Origin of the sequence: Tsukamurella pseudospumae, assembly GCF_001575205.1 — a bacterium.
Classification (GTDB): domain Bacteria; phylum Actinomycetota; class Actinomycetes; order Mycobacteriales; family Mycobacteriaceae; genus Tsukamurella; species Tsukamurella pseudospumae.
In genome coordinates this window covers 233,088-250,118 of sequence record NZ_LSRE01000050.1, presented here as the reverse complement: position 1 = coordinate 250,118, position 17,031 = coordinate 233,088, and the positions used below count along the sequence as shown (strand labels likewise).

Annotated in this window: 17 protein-coding genes and 1 pseudogene; 14 read left to right on the top strand and 4 right to left on the bottom strand. The window is 70.1% G+C overall.

The genetic code is table 11. From position 1 onward, the window contains the following. Positions 1 to 108: 108 nt before the first annotated feature. Positions 109 to 660, top strand: a complete 552-nt coding sequence (locus AXK61_RS22070; RefSeq protein WP_068574974.1) for a DinB family protein — start codon at positions 109 to 111, stop codon at positions 658 to 660. Here AXK61_RS22070 and AXK61_RS22065 read toward each other — a convergent pair. Continuing rightward, complete coding sequence (locus AXK61_RS22065) at positions 572 to 1,507, bottom strand: DMT family transporter (protein WP_068574975.1); 936 nt, start codon at positions 1,505 to 1,507, stop codon at positions 572 to 574. The genes AXK61_RS22070 and AXK61_RS22065 overlap by 89 nt on opposite strands. A 134-nt stretch (positions 1,508 to 1,641) precedes the next feature. Here AXK61_RS22065 and AXK61_RS22060 point away from each other — a divergent pair, with 134 nt between their 5' ends. The 3 genes and pseudogenes from AXK61_RS22060 to AXK61_RS24590 form a co-directional block, all read left to right on the top strand. Further along, on the top strand, positions 1,642 to 2,394 hold the full coding sequence (locus AXK61_RS22060; protein WP_068574976.1) for an SDR family NAD(P)-dependent oxidoreductase: 753 nt from the start codon (positions 1,642 to 1,644) through the stop codon (positions 2,392 to 2,394). 90 nt (positions 2,395 to 2,484) lie between these two features. Then, positions 2,485 to 3,345 (top strand): ABC transporter permease, encoded by an 861-nt coding sequence (locus AXK61_RS22055; protein ID WP_068574977.1) that lies wholly within the window; start codon positions 2,485 to 2,487, stop codon positions 3,343 to 3,345. Beyond that, positions 3,342 to 4,085: pseudogene (locus AXK61_RS24590) on the top strand (ABC transporter substrate-binding protein); the annotation flags it as partial. The gene AXK61_RS22055 and the pseudogene AXK61_RS24590, both read left to right, overlap by 4 nt. Here AXK61_RS24590 and AXK61_RS25805 read toward each other — a convergent pair. After that, complete coding sequence (locus AXK61_RS25805; protein WP_068747023.1) at positions 4,040 to 4,351, bottom strand: hypothetical protein; 312 nt, start codon at positions 4,349 to 4,351, stop codon at positions 4,040 to 4,042. The pseudogene AXK61_RS24590 and the gene AXK61_RS25805 sit on opposite strands and share 46 nt — an antisense overlap. A gap of 41 nt (positions 4,352 to 4,392) precedes the next feature. On the opposite strand from AXK61_RS25805, the gene AXK61_RS22040 reads away from it, so the two are divergent. Together AXK61_RS22040 and AXK61_RS22035 are read left to right on the top strand one after the other, a co-directional pair. Continuing rightward, a complete protein-coding gene (locus AXK61_RS22040; RefSeq protein ID WP_068574979.1) occupies positions 4,393 to 5,178 on the top strand; it encodes an ABC transporter ATP-binding protein in 786 nt (261 codons plus the stop codon). Positions 5,179 to 5,274: 96 nt separating this feature from the next. Further along, on the top strand, positions 5,275 to 6,051 hold the full coding sequence (locus AXK61_RS22035; RefSeq protein WP_231855653.1) for an isoprenyl transferase: 777 nt from the start codon (positions 5,275 to 5,277) through the stop codon (positions 6,049 to 6,051). A 9-nt stretch (positions 6,052 to 6,060) separates the two neighbouring features. On the opposite strand, the gene coaA is transcribed toward AXK61_RS22035, so the two are convergent. Continuing rightward, complete coding sequence (gene coaA / locus AXK61_RS22030) at positions 6,061 to 7,002, bottom strand: type I pantothenate kinase (protein ID WP_269451185.1); 942 nt, start codon at positions 7,000 to 7,002, stop codon at positions 6,061 to 6,063. A gap of 32 nt (positions 7,003 to 7,034) precedes the next feature. On the opposite strand from coaA, the gene AXK61_RS22025 reads away from it, so the two are divergent. From AXK61_RS22025 to AXK61_RS22000, 6 genes are all read left to right on the top strand, one after another. Further along, positions 7,035 to 8,264, top strand: coding sequence for a hypothetical protein (locus tag AXK61_RS22025; protein WP_068574981.1), 1,230 nt, complete (start codon positions 7,035 to 7,037; stop codon positions 8,262 to 8,264). A gap of 30 nt (positions 8,265 to 8,294) precedes the next feature. Further along, positions 8,295 to 9,593 (top strand): serine hydroxymethyltransferase, encoded by a 1,299-nt coding sequence (glyA, locus tag AXK61_RS22020; protein WP_068574982.1) that lies wholly within the window; start codon positions 8,295 to 8,297, stop codon positions 9,591 to 9,593. Positions 9,594 to 9,667: 74 nt separating this feature from the next. Next, positions 9,668 to 10,498: an acyl-ACP desaturase gene (locus tag AXK61_RS22015; protein ID WP_068574983.1), complete on the top strand. Its 831-nt coding sequence runs from the start codon at positions 9,668 to 9,670 to the stop codon at positions 10,496 to 10,498. Positions 10,499 to 10,779: 281 nt separating this feature from the next. Continuing rightward, a complete protein-coding gene (locus AXK61_RS22010; RefSeq protein ID WP_068574984.1) occupies positions 10,780 to 12,057 on the top strand; it encodes a PhoH family protein in 1,278 nt (425 codons plus the stop codon). 80 nt (positions 12,058 to 12,137) lie between these two features. After that, on the top strand, positions 12,138 to 12,488 hold the full coding sequence (locus AXK61_RS22005) for a PadR family transcriptional regulator (protein WP_068575329.1): 351 nt from the start codon (positions 12,138 to 12,140) through the stop codon (positions 12,486 to 12,488). Beyond that, positions 12,485 to 13,813 carry a permease prefix domain 1-containing protein gene (locus AXK61_RS22000; protein WP_068574985.1) on the top strand — a complete coding sequence of 443 codons (1,329 nt, stop codon included), beginning with the start codon at positions 12,485 to 12,487 and terminating at the stop codon, positions 13,811 to 13,813. Before AXK61_RS22005 ends, AXK61_RS22000 begins: the two co-directional genes overlap by 4 nt. Here the strand turns inward: AXK61_RS22000 and AXK61_RS21995 are convergent. Next, the gene (locus AXK61_RS21995; RefSeq protein WP_231855638.1) at positions 13,806 to 14,732 is read right to left on the bottom strand and encodes an AraC family transcriptional regulator; all 927 of its coding nucleotides are present in this window, start codon (positions 14,730 to 14,732) and stop codon (positions 13,806 to 13,808) included. The genes AXK61_RS22000 and AXK61_RS21995 overlap by 8 nt on opposite strands. A gap of 81 nt (positions 14,733 to 14,813) precedes the next feature. Here AXK61_RS21995 and AXK61_RS21990 point away from each other — a divergent pair, with 81 nt between their 5' ends. Beyond that, positions 14,814 to 15,257, top strand: coding sequence for an anthrone oxygenase family protein (locus tag AXK61_RS21990; RefSeq protein WP_068574986.1), 444 nt, complete (start codon positions 14,814 to 14,816; stop codon positions 15,255 to 15,257). 79 nt (positions 15,258 to 15,336) lie between these two features. Next, a complete protein-coding gene (locus AXK61_RS21985) occupies positions 15,337 to 17,031 on the top strand; it encodes a fumarate hydratase (protein WP_414930019.1) in 1,695 nt (564 codons plus the stop codon).

Genomic DNA, 17,031 nt, shown 5'->3' with positions numbered 1-17,031 from the left:
ATGTGCGGTCATTCGTCTCAAGAATCCTTGAGACGAATGACCGCACATTTCCGCCGGCGCCACCGGCCGCCGTGAGCCCGCGGTGATCGGAGGACGTAGATTGAGTCCGTGGCGATCGAACCGGATGTCAAGGACTGGACGTGGGTCATCGAGCGGGCGTGTCCCGCCTGCGGATTCGACCCGGCGACGGTGCGCCGCGCCGAGGTCTCGGACCGCATCGCGCGTTCGGCGAACGGGTGGGGCGACGCACTGGCCCGGGCGGACGCGAAGGTCCGCCCGGACGAGAACACGTGGTCGGTCCTTGAATACGGCTGTCACCTGCGGGACGTGCACCGGATCATGCGGGAACGACTGGGGCTCATGCTGAGCTACGACGAGGCTGTCGTCGACGGCGCGACCTTCGCGAACTGGGACCAGGACGCGACCGCGGTCGAGGACGCCTACAACGACCAGGAGTCGGCCGTCGTCGCGGACGAACTGGCCCGCGCTGCGGCGGATTTCGCGGAGGCGTACCGCACCGTCGCCGACGACCAGTGGCACCGGAAGGGCCTGCGGTCCAACGGTTCCGCGTTCACCGTCGAATCGTTCGCGACGTACGCGCTGCACGACCTGGAGCACCACCGGGTGGACGTGGGGCTGGCGCCGCGCCCCGGCGACTGAGCACGATCCCCGCGAGCACCACGAGGCCGCCGACCGGCTGGTGCCACGCGGGCCGTTCGTCGAGCACCGTGACACCCAGGAGCACACCGACGACCGGCGTCAGGTAGGTCACGGACGCGCCCGCCGCGGCGCCCCATTCGGCGACGATGTTCGTGTTCCACACGTACGCGAGGCCCGTCCCGAACGCGCCGAGTGCGAGCATGGCCAGCACCACCCGCGGAGACGCCGTTGCGTGATGACGATCGGCGAGGAGCACGCCCGCGTCGATCACGACCGCGCCCATGCCCACTTGGTACAGCGCGACCGAGGCCGCGGGCAGCTGCAACGGGGTGACGAATCGCCGCAGGTAGACGAAGGCGACGCCGTAGCTCGCCGTCGCCGCGAGGCAGGCGAGTTGTCCGGACACCGAACCTGAGCCGCCTAACGCCCACGGTGCGAGCACGACGAGGACGCCCGCGAAGCCGATTCCCAGCCCCAGCAGCTGGTTCCGCGTCGGCCGCTCGGACCTGAGGGCCACGCACGTCACCAGCACCGTCATCAGCGGCGTGGTCGCGTTGAAGATGCTCGCGAGGCTCGAGTCGATCCGCTGCTCCGCCCAGCCGAACAGGGTGAAGGGCAGCACGCACAGCGTGATCGAGACGACGCCGATGTGCGCCACGGCCCGCAGGTCCCGGATCAGCGGCGCCCGCACGACGACCGCGACCACGAACAGCGTGAGTGCCCCGATCGTCATGCGGGCGGTGGTGACCTGGGCGGGGGAGAGGCCGGCGAGCCCCTCCTTGATGAACAGGAAGCTGGATCCCCACGCGAGAGCGAGGGCCGCGAACTGCAACGGGATGGTGCGCATGTACCGATTCCACCGCTCCCCGTCGTCCGGCGCTGGCGGGAATCGGTCGCGTCGTTCCGCCTCGGCCGGGCGGTCCGCAGCGCTCGGCGATACGGTGATGGTTCACCCGTACCGATCGAGATGCAGGAGAACCCATGGCCGAGATCGCCGTCGTCACCGGAGCGAGCAGCGGGATCGGGGCCGCCACGGCGCGGCACCTCGTGCGCGCGGGATTCGACGTCGTGATCGGGGCTCGTCGGCTCGAGCGGCTGGAGCAGCTCAAGGCCGACCTCGAGGCCCAGCATCCCGAGCGGATCGTCACGGCCCTGCCGCTGGACGTCTCGGCCCCCGCCTCCGTGACGGCCTTCGCCGGCGCGATCGAGAAGGTCGACGTGCTGGTCAACAACGCCGGTGGCGCGCTCGGCGTCGACCGCATCGAGACGGCCGACGAGGCCGACTGGTCGCGGATGTACGACATCAACGTGCTCTCGATCCTCCGGGTCACGCAGGCACTGCTGCCGAAGCTGCGGGCGTCCCCGGCGGCCTCCGTCGTGACGATCGGCTCCGTGGCCGCCCTGGAGGCGTACGAGACCGGCGCGGGGTACAACGCCGCCAAGCACGGCGCCCGCGCCGTCACCCGCGTGCTGCGCCTGGAACTCAAGGGCGAGCCGATCCGCGTCATCGAGATCGACCCGGGCCTCGTGGAGACCGAGTTCTCCGTGGTCCGCCTCGGTGGGGATCGGGCGGCGGCCGACAAGATCTACGAGGGCGTCGACAACCTCACCGCCGATGACATCGCCGACGCCGTGACCTGGACCGTTACGCGCCCGCCGCACGTGAACATCGACTCGATCCAGATCATGCCCCGGGACCAGGTAGCCGCTCGGAACGTGCACCGGAGGACCTAACGATCAGCGAGATTCGAACGGTTCCCGTGCGAACCTTCTCCTGACAGGGTCAACTGTTCGTGTGCCCGACAGGGCACCGGAGAGGAATCCATGGCCGGAGAGCCCCCGCTGCTGCGGGTGAAGAACGCCGTCATCGAACCGCTGCCGCAGACGGTCCGCGCGTGGCTCGTCCGCATCGTCGCCCTCGTCGTGTTCGTCGCGGTCTGGTGGCTGATCAGCGCTCTGCACCTGATCGACGAGAAGTTCCTACCCACGCCGAAGTCCGTGTGGGACGCCGCCGTCCGCGCCAGCACGTGGCACCAGGTAGCGCCGGGCGTGCCGCGCGAGGTGCTCGGCGAGCAGAACTACTTCCTCTGGGAGCACCTGGTCGCCAGCCTGCAGAGGATCTTCGCCGGCGTGGGCGCCGCCATTGTCGTGGGCCCGATCCTCGGCTTCGCGATGGGTACCTCGAAGACGATCAACACGATCATCGAGCCCTACCTGAACTTCCTCCGCGCGCTGCCCCCGCTCGGCTACATCGGCCTGCTCATCGTGTGGTTCGGCATCGGCGACACGTCCAAGATCTGGCTGCTCTTCCTCGCCGCGTTCCCCGCCATCGCGATCTCCACGGTCAACGGCGTCCAGGGCGTCAGCGTCGATCAGATCAACGCCGCCCGCGCGCTCGGCGCCAACCGCCTGCAGACCATTCGCGGCGTCATCGTCCCGGCCACGCTGCCCGAGGTCATCAACGGCATCCGCATCGCCGTGGGGTTCGCCTGGACCACCGTCGTCGCGGCCGAGCTCAACAACGGCATCCCCGGCATCGGCGGCCTCGCCTACCTCGCCGGCCAGCAGCTCAACACGCCCCTGACCATCGCCTGCATCATCGTCATCGGCATCACCGCGCTCCTGCTGGACTCGCTCATCAAGTGGATCGGCCTGCTGGCCGTCCCGTGGAAGGGGAAGGCATGAACCGCCTCACGCGCCTGGCGCGCACGGCGCTCGTGGTCGGCACCGTCGGGCTGCTGGCCTCCGGTTGCATCGTGGAGTCCGGCAGGGCCGAACAGTCCCGGTCGATCGGCGGGAGCACCCCGTGCCCCGTCGCCCCGGATCCGACGGTGCGCGGCACCGTCCGGATCGGTTGGCAGGAGATCCCGAACGGTGACCTGATCGTCAAGGACACCAGCCTGCTCAAGACGTGCATGCCCAACGTGAACGTCGTGTGGAGCAAGTTCGCCTCCGGCGGCGATGTCATCCAGGCCTTCGGAGCGAACAGCCTCGACGTCGGACTGCTCGGCAGCGCGCCCGCGGCGAAAGCACTCAGCGCCCCGCTCGATATCGACATGAAGGTGATCTGGATCCAGGATCGGATCGGGGCGGCGGAGTCGCTCGTCGCCCGCGGCGACGGCATCAAGAGCGTCGCCGACCTGCACGGCAAGCGGATCGCGGTGCCCTTCGCCTCCACCGCCCACTACAGCCTGCTGACGGCGCTCGACAAGGCCGGCGTCACCGACGCGCAGGTCATCAACCTGGCCCCCGACGCCATCCGCGGTGCCTGGGGCGGCGGGCAGATCGACGCGACCTACATCTGGGAACCCACTCTCAGTCAGCTCAAGGGCACGGTCCTCACCGACAGCGCGAAGGTCGCCGAACAGGGCGCGCCCACCTACGACCTCGAGGGCGCGCGCAGCGACTTCGTGCGCGACAACCCGGCCTTCCTGAAGATCTGGACCGCGGCGCAGGGCTGGGCGGCGAACCTGCTGAACACCGACCCGAACAAGGCCGCCGAACACATCGCCGGCCAGCTCGGCGTACCACTGGACCAGGTGCTCACGCAGGTCAAGGGTACGCCTACTTCGACGCCAAGACCCAGGCCGGCCCCGATCACCTCGGCGGCCAGCTGGGTGCCGACATCCGCAAGACGGCCGAGTTCCTGCTCCAGCAGGGGCAGGTCCAGGGCGTCGGGCCGGCGCAGCACTACACCGACGGCGTGTCCGCGACCGCGGCACAGGAGGCGAAATGAGCGGCACCGAACGCGTCCAACTCACGGGCGTCGGCAAGACCTACGACACCGCCAGCGGGCAGACCGTCGCGCTGCAGCCCACGGACCTCACCGTCGAGCCGGGGGAGTTCGTCTCCATCGTCGGGCCCTCGGGCTGCGGCAAGACGACTCTGCTGCGCCTGGTCGCGGGCTTCGAGGACCCGACGGCCGGCGTCGTCGAGGTCGGCGGCGAACGGGTCACGGCACCGTCGGCCGACCGGGGTGTGGTCTTCCAGGCCCCGACCCTGTACCCCTGGCTGACGGTGCGCGGCAACGTCGAGTTCGGACCCAAGGTCAGCGGGGTCGGTAAGACGCAGCGCCGCGAGCGGGCGCAGAAGATGCTGGACCTGGTGGGGCTCGGCGATTTCGGCGACAAGCGGCCCTACGAGCTCTCCGGCGGCATGCAGCAGCGCGCGCAGATCGCCCGCGTCCTGGTCAACGACCCGGCGATCGTCCTGATGGACGAGCCCTACGGCGCGCTCGACGCGCTGACGCGCGAGCGGCTGCAGGTGGATCTGCTGCGGATCTGGCGCGAGGCGGGCAAGACGATCGTGTTCATCACCCACTCGGTGGAGGAGGCGGTGTTCCTCAGTACCCGCGTGCTGGTGATGAGCGCCCGCCCGGGCCGCATCGTGATCGACCGGAAGGTCGAGCTGCCCGGCGACGGGCCCGACACCGTCCGCGACCCGTCGGTGACGGCGACGCCCGAGTTCCAGGCGCTGCGCACCGAGCTCGCGGAGGCGATCTACGCCGCCCACGGCTGAACCTCAGCTGTCGCACAGGTCGCGCGGCGTAGTCTTGCACGCGTGGTGAGCGTCCCGAAACTGCCAGTGTCGCTGCCGTCCGGGCCTGCCCGGACGATCGCGTCCCCCGTGTACGCGATCTACGAGCGCAGGCTGGCCACGGAGCTGGCGCACGCGTACCGCGACGGCGCGCAACGTCCCCGGCACGTCGCCGTGCTCTGCGACGGCAACCGACGCTGGGCCCGCGCCGCCGGGTTCTCCGATGTCAGCCACGGCTACCGCATGGGTGCCAAGAAGATCGCCGAGATGCTCGAGTGGTGCGACGAGGCCGGTATCGAGCTCGCGACCATCTACCTGCTCTCCACCGAGAACCTGCAGCGCGACCCCGACGAGCTGTCCGCGTTGCTGGAGATCATCACCGATGTCGTGGAGGAGATCTCCGGCCCCGACAAGAACTGGTCGGTGAAGATCGTCGGCGCGATGGACCTGCTGCCCTCCGACGCCGCGCGCCGGCTCACCGCCGCCGCCGAGGGGACCAAGGGCCGCACCGGCACCCACGTCAACGTGGCGGTCGGGTACGGCGGCCGCAAGGAGATCGTCGACGCCGTCCAGTCGCTGCTCAAGGATCGGCTGGCGGCAGGGATGTCGGCCGAGGAACTGGTGGACGCGGTCACCGTCGAGGGGATCGACCAGCACCTGTACACGAAGGGCCAGCCCGACCCGGACCTCGTGATCCGTACGTCCGGGGAGCAGCGGCTCTCCGGATTCCTGCTGTGGCAGAGCGCCTACAGCGAGATCTGGTTCACCGAGGCCTACTGGCCCGAATTCCGGCGCGTCGACTTCCTGCGCGCGCTGCGCGACTACGCCGCCCGGCACCGTCGCTTCGGGGCCTGAGCCGCATCGTCAGAGCTTGCGCAGGCGCACCCGGTTGATGGAGTGATCGGAGTCCTTGCGCAGCACCAGGGTTGCGCGCGGCCGGGTGGGCAGGATGTTCTGCACGAGGTTGGGGCGGTTGATGCCCGCCCAGATGCCCTCGGCGCGGTCCCGGGCCTCCACGTCGGACAGTCCCGAGTAGTGGTGGAAGTGCGAGGACGGATCGGCGAACGAGGTCGTCCGCATCGACAGGAACCGATCGACGTACCAGCGCTCGATGTCCTCGATCCGCGCGTCCACGTACACCGAGAAGTCGAACAGGTCCGAGACCATCAGCCGCGGCCCGGTCTGCAGCACGTTGAGCCCCTCGACGATGAGGATGTCGGGCCGCCGGACGTGGATGGTCTCGCCGGGCACGATGTCGTAGAGCTGGTGCGAGTACATCGGTGCGGTCGCGTCCTGCGCGCCCGATTTCACCGTGGTCACGAAGCGCAGCAGCGCCCGCCGGTCGTAGGACTCCGGGAAGCCCTTGCGGTGCATGATGCCGCGCCGCTCGAGCTCGGCCGTGGGGTAGAGGAAGCCGTCGGTGGTCACCAGGTCCACCCGCGGGTGCGAGTCCCAGCGCGCCAGCAGCGCCTGCAGCACGCGTGCGGTCGTCGACTTGCCGACCGCCACCGACCCGGCGACGCCGATCACGAAGGGCACCTGCGCGTCGTGCCGCTGCTCCCCGAGGAAGGTCGCGGTGGCCGCGTACAGGCGCTGCCGTGCCGCGACCTGCAGGTGGATCAGACGCGAGACCGGCAGGTAGACCTCGGCGACCTCGGCCAGGTCGACCTGTTCGCCCAGGCCGCGCAGGTGGGACAGGTCGTCCTCGGTGAGCGAGAGCGGGGTGGACTGCCGCAGTTCCCGCCACTGCGCTCGGTCCATCTCGATGTACGGACTCGGCTCGCTCACGCGGCGACTCCGTGACACACCGGGGAAGGCATATCCCTAGTCTGGCATGTATGGACGAGCTCAGTCTCACTGACCGCTACCTGCGGCTCGGCTTGCGGTTCGACCGCATCGAATCAGGATTCGTCGACGCGTACTTCGGTGACCCGGCGCACCGTCGGGCCGTGGAGGCCGACGACGCCCCCGAACCGGCCCGTCTCGCCGACGAGGCCCGCGCGCTCCTGCGCGACCTGGCCACCGACACCTCCCTGAGTCCGGCACGGCGCGAGTTCCTCGTCGGGCACGTCTCCGCGCTCGAATGCTCGGCCCACAAGTTCGACGGTGCGCCGATCGGCTTCGTCGACGAGGTCAAGGCCTACTTCGACGTGGACATCGCGATGGGAGACACCGCCGACTACGAGGCGGCGCACGCGAAGCTCGACGAGCTGCTTCCCGGCACCGGCCCCCTGCAGCCCCGCATGCAGGCGCAGCGCGAGCGGTTCGCGGTCCCGACGGAGCGCGTGCCCGAGGTGGTGGACGCGCTCGCCGGCGCGCTGCGCGATGTCGTGCGCGGGCGGTACCCGCTGCCGGAGGCCGAGACCGTGGCCTTCGAGATCGAGCACGACAAGCCCTGGTCCGGTTTCAACTACTACCTCGGCGACTACCGATCGCGGGTCGCCGTGAACGGTGACCTGCCGCAGTACTTGTCGTCGCTGCCGCACCTCATCGCGCACGAGGCCTACCCCGGCCACCACACCGAGCACTGCCGCAAGGAGCAACTACTGGTCGCGTCCCCCGAGAGCGGAGCGCAGCAGCCGGAGCAGACGATCTTCCTCGTCAACACCCCGCAGTGCCTCATGGCCGAGGGCCTCGCCGACCACGCGCTCGGCGCAGCGATCGGGCCCGGCTGGGGCCGCTGGGCGCAGGAGATCTACGCCGACCTGGGCCTGTCCTTCGACGGGGACCTCGCCGAACGGATCGCGGCGGCATCGTCGGGGCTGCTCCACGTGCGCCAGGATGCGGCCCTGCTGCTGCACGACCGGAACGCGGGGGAGGACGCCGTGGCCGCGTACCTGCAGCGCTGGGGGCTGATGGCGGAGAACAGCGCGCGGCAGGCGCTGCGGTTCGTGGGGTCGCCGCTCTGGCGGGCCTACATCTCGACCTATGTCGAGGGCTACGCGCTGCTCGGCGCGTGGCTCGACGAGGCGGAGCCGGGGGCGGCGCGACTGGATCGGTTCGGCCGTCTGCTCGACGAGCCCCTCACCCCGTCGGCGCTGCGGCGGGAGATGGCGGCCGCCGCGTGAGATCGCCGACCCTCGAACTAGGATGACCGCATGAGCGATTCCAGCGTGAACTCCGCGTCCCTGGCCGAACTCGATCCCGAGGTCGCGGCCGCCATGAACGGCGAGCTCGCGCGCCAGCGGGACACGCTGGAGATGATCGCCTCCGAGAACTTCGTGCCGCGTGCGGTGCTGCAGGCCCAGGGCTCGGTTCTCACCAACAAGTACGCCGAGGGCTACCCGGGTCGCCGCTACTACGGCGGCTGCGAGTACGTCGATGTCGTGGAGGATCTGGCCCGGAACCGGGCCAAGGAGCTGTTCGGCGCCGAGTTCGCGAACGTCCAGCCGCACTCGGGCGCGCAGGCGAACGCCGCGGTCCTGCAGGCGCTCATGGAGCCGGGCGAGACGCTGATGGGCCTCGACCTCGCGCACGGCGGCCATCTCACCCACGGCATGCGCCTGAACTTCTCCGGCAAGCTCTACGAGAACGTCTTCTACGGCGTGTCCAAGGAGGACCACCGGGTCGACATGGACGAGGTGCGCAAGATCGCGCTGGACTCCAAGCCGAAGGTGATCGTCGCCGGCTGGTCCGCGTACCCGCGCCACCTCGACTTCGCCGCCTTCCGTTCCATCGCCGACGAGGTGGGCGCCCACCTCTGGGTCGACATGGCGCACTTCGCCGGCCTCGTCGCCGCGGGCCTGCACCCGAGCCCGGTCCCGCACGCCGATGTCGTGTCCAGCACCGTGCACAAGACCCTCGGCGGCCCGCGCTCCGGCATCATCCTGGCCAAGCAGGAGTGGGCGAAGAAGCTCAACTCCGCGGTCTTCCCCGGCCAGCAGGGCGGCCCGCTGATGCACGTGATCGCCGCCAAGGCCGTCGCGCTCAAGGTCGCGGGCACGGAGGAGTTCCGCGAGAAGCAGCAGCGCACGCTCGACGGTGCGCGGATCCTCGCCGAGCGACTGAACGGCAAGGACGTGGCCGATGCCGGCGTCACCGTGCTCACCGGCGGCACCGACGTGCACCTGGTCCTCGTCGATCTGCGCAACAGCGACCTGGACGGGCAGCAGGCCGAGGACCTCCTGCACGAGGTGGGCATCACCGTCAACCGCAACGCCGTGCCCTTCGACCCGCGCCCGCCGATGGTCACCTCCGGCCTGCGCATCGGCACCGCCGCGCTCGCCAGCCGCGGCTTCGGCGACAAGGAGTTCACCGAGGTCGCCGACATCATCGGCACCGCGCTCGCGCAGGGCAAGGCGGCCGACACGGCCGCGCTGCGCGCCCGCGTCTCGGCGCTCGCACTGGAGGTGCCGCTGTACGAGGGCCTCGAGGACTGGGGCCTGCTCTCGCGCTGAACCCGGGTTCCGGGTTCGTCACCTCTCCCACCTGGGATTTGAAGGCCGGGTGGGGCCTGCTTTAGAGTGGCCGGGTGACTTCCAGCATCTCCGACGACGACCTGACGCTCGCCATCGACAAGGCGCTGCCGGACATCCGCGCGGCCTATGTCGAGGCCGGCGATGCGTGGCAGCCGCACGACTACATCCCGTGGGACGACGGCCGCAACTACGCCTTCCTCGGCGGCGAGGACTTCGTCCCCGCCGACGTCAAGGTCGACGCGGTGGTCAGCAACGGCCTCATCCTGGGCCTGCTGACCAAGGACCACCTGCCGTCCTTCCACCGCCTGCTGGCGCAGCACCACCTCATCGAGTCGGACTGGGGCAAGTTCGTCGGCCACTGGACCGCGGAGGAGAACCGCCACGGCATCGCGCTGCGCGATCACGTCGTGGTCAGCCGCACCTGCGATGTCGAGCAGCTGGAGATGTGGCGCCTCGAGGCCGTGACCCGCGGCTACCGCCAGTACGAGGGCACCCGCGAGGAGATCAAGATCGCGGAGCAGATCGCCATGGTGATCGTGCACGAGGCGCTGTCGGCCGATTACTTCGACCGGCTCGCCGACTACGCGGACACCGTCGAGAGCACGCCCGCCGGCCTCGTCACCACGCTGCGCAAGATCGCGAACGACGACCGCGTGCAGCAGCAGTACTGGACCGAGCTGCTCACCGTCGCGCTGGACGTCAACGAGGGCCACGTCAAGGACGCCCTGCTGGGCCAGGCGCGCGTCGCGTCGCCGATCGGTGCCGAGACCGCCGACGGGCTCGACGAGGCCCGCCGCATCGTCACCGAGGCCGGCATCAGCTCGCCCGAGCGGGACCGCGAGATCCTGAACGGGCTCCTCGCGACGTGGGGTCTCGCACTCTAAGTCGTCACGAACTGTTAACGAACGCGCCGCTCCGGGTCCCGCCCGGGCGGCGCGTTCGGCGTTAGTTTGACGGTGACGGATTGCGGGGAAGCAGTTCGTCCCGTGAGGTTCCAACCGTGACTCGACTGATCGTCGCGAGAGGGCCGGCCCCGGTCCTCGTCGTCGGGGCGTAGACCGCGCACCGAGACGTTTGGACCGGCCGGCCGCAGCTACACGCTTGCGTGGGCGCCGCGCAGGCTAGGAGCGTCACCGTGTCTTTCCGTGAGACCCCCCGCACGTACGTGCTCGACACCTCCGTCCTGCTGTCCGATCCCTGGGCCATCACCCGCTTCGCCGAGCACGACGTCGTGCTCCCGCTCGTGGTGATCAGCGAACTCGAGGGCAAGCGCCACCACGCCGAGCTCGGCTGGTTCGCCCGCGAGTCGCTGCGCATGCTCGACGACATGCGCCTCGAGCACGGCCGCCTCGACCAGCCGATCCCCACGCCGGGCGGCGGCACGGCTCAGGTGGAGCTCAACCACATCGACCCGACCGTGCTGCCGGTCGGATTCCGCACCGAGACCAACGACTCCCGCATCCTCGCCTGCGCGCTGAACCTGCGCGCCGAGGGCCGGGACGTGGTGCTGGTGTCGAAGGACATCCCGCTGCGGGTCAAGGCCGGCGCGGTGGGCCTGCCGGCCGACGAGTACCGGGCGCAGGACGTGGTGACCTCCGGGTGGACGGGCATGGAGGAGCTGGAGGTTCCGCGCGCGGTGATCGACGCGCTGTTCGCGGGCGGCGTGGTCGATCACGACGCCGCACGGGACCTGCCGTGCAACACCGGCGTTCGGCTACTGGGCGGCACGTCCAGCGCGCTGGGCCGGGTGACCGCGGAGAAGCAGCTGCAGCTGGTCCGCGGCGACCGCGAGGCCTTCGGCCTGCACGGCCGCAGTGCGGAGCAGCGCGTCGCGCTGGACCTGCTGCTCGACGAGTCGGTGGGCATCGTCTCCCTCGGCGGCAAGGCCGGTACGGGCAAGTCGGCCCTGGCGCTCTGCGCGGGTCTCGAAGCGGTGCTGGAGAAGCGCACGCAGCGCAAGGTCGTGGTCTTCCGGCCCCTGTACGCCGTCGGCGGCCAGGACCTCGGCTACCTGCCGGGCTCCGAGAACGAGAAGATGGGGCCGTGGGCGCAGGCCGTCTACGACACTCTCGACGGTCTCGCCTCGCCCGAGGTGATGGACGAGGTGATGGACCGCGGGATGTTGGAGGTGCTGCCGCTCACGCACATTCGTGGCCGGTCGCTGCACGACTCCTTCGTCATCGTCGACGAGGCGCAGTCCCTGGAGCGCAACGTGCTGCTGACGGTGCTCTCCCGGCTGGGGAGCGGCTCGCGGGTGGTGCTCACGCACGACGTCGCGCAGCGCGACAACCTGCGGGTCGGGCGCCACGACGGCGTGGCCGCGGTGATCGAGAAGCTCAAGGGGCACCCGCTGTTCGCGCACGTCACGCTCACCCGCTCCGAGCGCTCGCCGATCGCCGCCCTGGTCACCGAGATGCTGGAGGAGTTCGCCCCCGGCGCGTGACCGGGCGCCGCGCCGACCGTTGTCATACCTAGAACCGCAAGGTATACCTGTACCTAGTGGTTCTAGGTATGGAGGTCGGCATGCACATCGATAAGGACCTGGTCGCCGCGTCGGCGACCCCGCTGGTGCTGAGCATCCTCAGCAGCGGGGACAGCTACGGCTACGCCATCCTCACTCGCATCCGCGACCTCTCCGGCGGGCGCCTCGAGTGGTCCGACGGGATGCTCTACCCGCTGCTCCATCGCCTGGAGAGGCTCGGACACGTCGAATCGCGGTGGGAGGTCGCCGAGACCGGTCGCAAGCGCAAGCACTACGCCATCACCCCTGCCGGCCGGGAGGCGCTCGCGGACCGTCGGGACCAGTGGCGGGCCGTCAGTGCCGCCCTCGACGTCCTCTGGTCCGACGGTGCGCCGCACCCGGGGCTCGCATGACCGGCCCCGTCGATGCGCAGATCCGGCAGTGGCGCGGGTACCTGGAGGGCCGGCGGAAGCTGCGGCCCGAGGACGTCGACGAACTCGAATCGCATCTGCGCGACACGATCTCGGACCTCGAGGCCCGCGGTCTCGACGGCGATGAGTCCTTCCTCGTCGCGGTCAAGCGGATGGGCGCCGCGGACGCGGTCGCCCACGAGTTCGCCCGCGAGCACTCCGATCGGCTGTGGAAGCAGTTGGTGCTGGGTGCCGCAGAGGACGCGGCGGCGCGGCGCGGTGAGTTGCCGGTGGTGCTCGCGCTGGGTGCGGGTGCGGGCCTCTCGCTGCTCGCGGTGCTGCAGCTGCTGGGCGACGTGTCGCCGCGGTTCGTCGCCTTCGCGGTCGCGCCCTTCCTGGTGGCCTACTTCGCCTGGAAGCGATCGATGCCCGTCCGCGGGGCCGCGATCGTCCTCGGCGGCTTCGTGGTGACGGCGGCGGTGCTCGCCGCGTACCGATTCGGTTCCGGCACCTCGACCGAGGTCCTGTGCGTCGTGGCCACCCCCGTGGTGCTGTGGTTCGGCGTCGGCGTGGCGTACACCGGCGGCGCGTGGCGCTCGGGGCCGCGCCGGATGGACTTCGTGCGGTTCACCGGCGAGTACGCGATCTACTTCCTGCTCATCGCCCTCGGCGGCGGCGCGATCACCGGCCTGACCATCGGCGCGCTCAGCACCGTCGGACTGCAGGCCGAGACCCCGATCACCACCTGGGTGCTGCCGGTCTGCGTGGGCGGCGCGGTGCTGGTGGCGGCGTGGCTGGTCGAGGCGAAGCAGGAGGTGATCGAGAACATCGCGCCCGTGCTGACCCGGATCTTCACCCCGATCACGCTGCTCATGCTGCTCGTGGTGCTGGTGGCCTTCGCCTCCCGGCCCGGGCTGATCGGCGTGGACCGCGACCTGCTCGTCTTCATGACGGTGGTACTCGTCCTCGTGGTGGGGCTGCTGCTCTACGCGGTCTCCGCCCGCGACCCGCGGCGCCGGCCCGATGTTTTCGATCGGCTGCAGGTGGCCCTCGTCGTCGCGGCGATCGCCGTGGACCTGGTGGTGCTGGTCGCGATGCTCACCCGGACCGCCGAGTTCGGCGCCTCACCGAACAAGGCCGCGGTGGTGGGGCTGAACCTGATCCTGCTGGTGATCCTCGCCGGCGCGGCCGTGCTCGGCGTCGGATTCGTCCGCGGGCGTAGGGATTTCGTCTCGGTCGAGCGCTGGCAGACCGGCACGCTCCCCGCGTACGCGGCGTGGGCGGCGATCGTCGCTCTGGCCTTCCCTCCGCTGTTCGGCTTCAGGTGAGGCGCGCGGTCCTGCGGTACTGCGACGGGCTCACCCCGTGGTGCCGCGTGAACGCGGCACTCAGCGCGTACGGCGATCCGTAGCCCACCCGGCGGGCGATCGCCTCGAGCCCGTCGGCGGTGGACGCCAGCGCGTCCGCGGCCAGGGTGAGGCGCCACAGGGTCAGGTACCGCCCGGGCGGCTCGCCGACCGCATCCCGGAACCGGGCCGCCAGGCCGGCCCGGGAGACGTGCAACTCCGCGGCGAGCGCCGCCACCGTCCACGGCCGCTCCGGCGCGTCGTGGATCAGGTCCAGGGCACCTGCCACGGTGTCGTCCACGCTGCCGGAGAGCCACCCGGTCGGGGCGGTGTGCGCCGCGGCCCGGATCGCGGCGCAGACCACCACATCGAGCAGGCGGTCGATGACGAAGCTGTGCCCGGGGCGCGGGTCCGCGAGCTCGCGGCGCAGCAACCCCAGCAGGGCTTCATCGACCTCGCCCGGCGGGAGGACGGTGAAGACGGGGAGCTGCTCGACGAGGTGCCGGCCGACCTGGGATGCCGAGGCGTACGTGCCGACCAGGAGCTGATCGGCACCGTCGTCGTGGTTGCCCCACGTGAGCAGGCCGCGATGGGTGGTCGACCGCATCGATTCGGTGAGCGGGATGCACGTTCCGCCCGGCCCGATGCGGACCGTCGGGGCGCGGCCCGGATCGTCGGCGACGAGGTAGCGCGGGCCGTGCGCGACGAGGGCGACGGCGCCCGCCTCGAGGCGGATGCGCGCGTCGTCGCCGACCAGCCACGCAGCGCCGCGGTCGACGGCGATCACGCTGAGCGGCGCACCGTCGTCGATGTCGACGGACCACGGCGGCGCCATGGAGATGCGCAGCGAGAACAGGCCCCGAGCGCGAAGGCCGGAGACCATCCGGAACAGGGGGTCCACCCCTGTCAGGTTAGACGAATGCGTATGGAATCAGGGGCCTGAACCATGGATGACGCCACACCGGGGCGTGATCCTGGAACCATGACACTCAAACTCCTCCTCGGATCGGCTGCGCTGCTCAGCGCACTGCTGGCCGGCTTCTACTTCGCCTACGCCACGGTGATCACGGCCCAGCACGGCGTATCCGACGGTGCCGAGGCCATGCGCCGCATGAACGTCGCGGTCGAGCGGCCGCCCTTCCTCGCGATCTTCGTGCTGGGGGCGGTGGTGCCGCTCGTGGCCGCCGTCGCTCTGGTGATCGCGGACGGGTTCGGCGGTCGGACCACCGCGGGCGTGCTGGGGGCGCTGTGCGCGATCGCGGCGTTCGCGCTGACGGTGGCGGTGAACGTACCCCTCAACCAGCGGCTGATGGCGGGCACCGTCGACTGGGCCGAGTTCGCGCGTACGTGGGGAGCGTGGAACCTGGCGCGGCTGTGGCTCAGTGTCGTCGGTGCCCTCGGTCTGGCCCTCCCGGTCCTGCGGTGACGGCACCGTCGGGAACGGACGCCGCAGGTAGGGCAGCCTAAGCCGGACACGGATGTGCAGGGGGAATACCCTCGAAGGCGTGACTTCGAACAGCCCCGAATTCATCTACTCCGATCTACTGCCCATCGGCCCGGACACCACGCCGTACCGATTGCTGACCACCGAAGGCGTGTCGACCTTCGAGGTGGACGGGCAGAAGTTCCTCAAGGTGGAGCCGGAGGCGATCCAGAAGCTGACCGCCGAGGCGATGCACGACATCAGCCACTACCTGCGGCCCGCGCACCTGAAGCAGCTGCGGAAGATCATCGACGACCCCGAGGCGTCGGGCAACGACCGCTTCGTGGCGCTCGACCTGCTCAAGAACGTCAACATCTCCGCCGGCGGCGTGCTGCCGATGTGCCAGGACACGGGCACGGCGATCGTCATGGGCAAGAAGGCCGAGGGTGTGCTGACCGGCGTCGAGGACGGCGAATGGGTCTCGCGCGGCGTGTTCGACGCGTACACCAAGCTGAACCTGCGCTACTCGCAGAACGCGCCGATCACCATGTACGAGGAGAAGAACACAGGCACCAACCTGCCTGCGCAGGTGGAGATCTACGCCACCGAGCAGGGGCCGAAGGGGCCGGAGTACAAGTTCCTGTTCATGGCCAAGGGCGGCGGCTCGGCCAACAAGTCCTTCCTGTTCCAGGAGACGAAGGCGATCCTCAACCCGGACCGGATCCTGAAGTTCCTCGACGAGAAGATCCGCTCACTGGGCACCGCGGCCTGCCCGCCGTACCACCTCGCGATCGTCATCGGCGGCACGTCGGCGGAGTTCGCGCTCAAGACCGCGAAGTACGCCTCGGCGCACTACCTCGACGAGCTGCCGGAGACCGGATCGATTGCCGCGCACGGCTTCCGCGACAAGGAGCTCGAGGAGAAGGTCTTCGAGCTGACGCAGTCCTTCGGGATCGGCGCGCAGTTCGGCGGCAAGTACTTCTGCCACGACGTGCGCGTGGTGCGCCTGCCGCGGCACGGTGCGTCGCTGCCCGTCGCGATCGCCGTATCCTGCTCGGCGGACCGGCAGGCGCTCGGCAAGATCACCGCGGACGGCGTCTTCCTCGAGCAGCTCGAGACCGATCCCGCGCAGTACATGCCGGATGCCGGTGTGGCGGAGGACATCGAGGGCGGCGCGGTCGTCGAGATCGACCTCAACCGACCGATGCCCGAGATCCTCGCCGAGCTGTCGAAGTACCCGGTCAAGACCAGGCTGTCGCTGACCGGGCCGCTGGTCGTGGCACGCGACATCGCACACGCCAAGATCAAGGACCTGCTGGATTCGGGCGCGCCGATGCCGCAGTACCTCAAGGACCACCCCGTCTACTACGCGGGACCCGCGAAGACGCCGGAGGGCATGGCGTCCGGCTCCTTCGGCCCCACCACCGCGGGCCGCATGGACAGCTACGTCGACCAGTTCCAGGCCGCGGGCGGCTCGATGATCATGTTGGCCAAGGGGAACCGGTCCAAACAGGTCACGCAGGCCTGCGATGCGCACGGCGGCTTCTACCTCGGCTCCATCGGCGGGCCCGCGGCGCGTCTGGCGCTGGACTGCATCAAGTCGCAGGAGGTCATCGAGTACCCGGAGCTCGGCATGGAGGCGGTGTGGAAGATCGAGGTCGAGAACTTCCCCGCGTTCATCGTCGTCGACGACAAGGGCAACGACTTCTTCACCGACCCGTCGGGTGAGGTCGCCCTGCCGCTCAGCGGTATTCGGGTGCGCTCCAAGGAGCGGTAG

Excerpts from the sequence above, each read along its gene's own strand:
- AXK61_RS22055 (WP_068574977.1), top strand. The coding sequence starts at position 2,485 with ATGGCCGGAGAGCCCCCGCTGCTGCGGGTGAAGAACGCCGTCATCGAA.
- AXK61_RS22000 (WP_068574985.1), top strand. The coding sequence starts at position 12,485 with ATGACCGGCCCCGTCGATGCGCAGATCCGGCAGTGGCGCGGGTACCTG.
- AXK61_RS21990 (WP_068574986.1), top strand. The coding sequence starts at position 14,814 with ATGACACTCAAACTCCTCCTCGGATCGGCTGCGCTGCTCAGCGCACTG.
- AXK61_RS22060 (WP_068574976.1), top strand. The coding sequence starts at position 1,642 with ATGGCCGAGATCGCCGTCGTCACCGGAGCGAGCAGCGGGATCGGGGCC.
- AXK61_RS22025 (WP_068574981.1), top strand. The coding sequence starts at position 7,035 with ATGGACGAGCTCAGTCTCACTGACCGCTACCTGCGGCTCGGCTTGCGG.
- glyA (WP_068574982.1), top strand. The coding sequence starts at position 8,295 with ATGAGCGATTCCAGCGTGAACTCCGCGTCCCTGGCCGAACTCGATCCC.
- AXK61_RS22040 (WP_068574979.1), top strand. The coding sequence starts at position 4,393 with ATGAGCGGCACCGAACGCGTCCAACTCACGGGCGTCGGCAAGACCTAC.
- AXK61_RS22065 (WP_068574975.1), bottom strand. The coding sequence starts at position 1,507 with ATGCGCACCATCCCGTTGCAGTTCGCGGCCCTCGCTCTCGCGTGGGGA.
- AXK61_RS22005 (WP_068575329.1), top strand. The coding sequence starts at position 12,138 with ATGCACATCGATAAGGACCTGGTCGCCGCGTCGGCGACCCCGCTGGTG.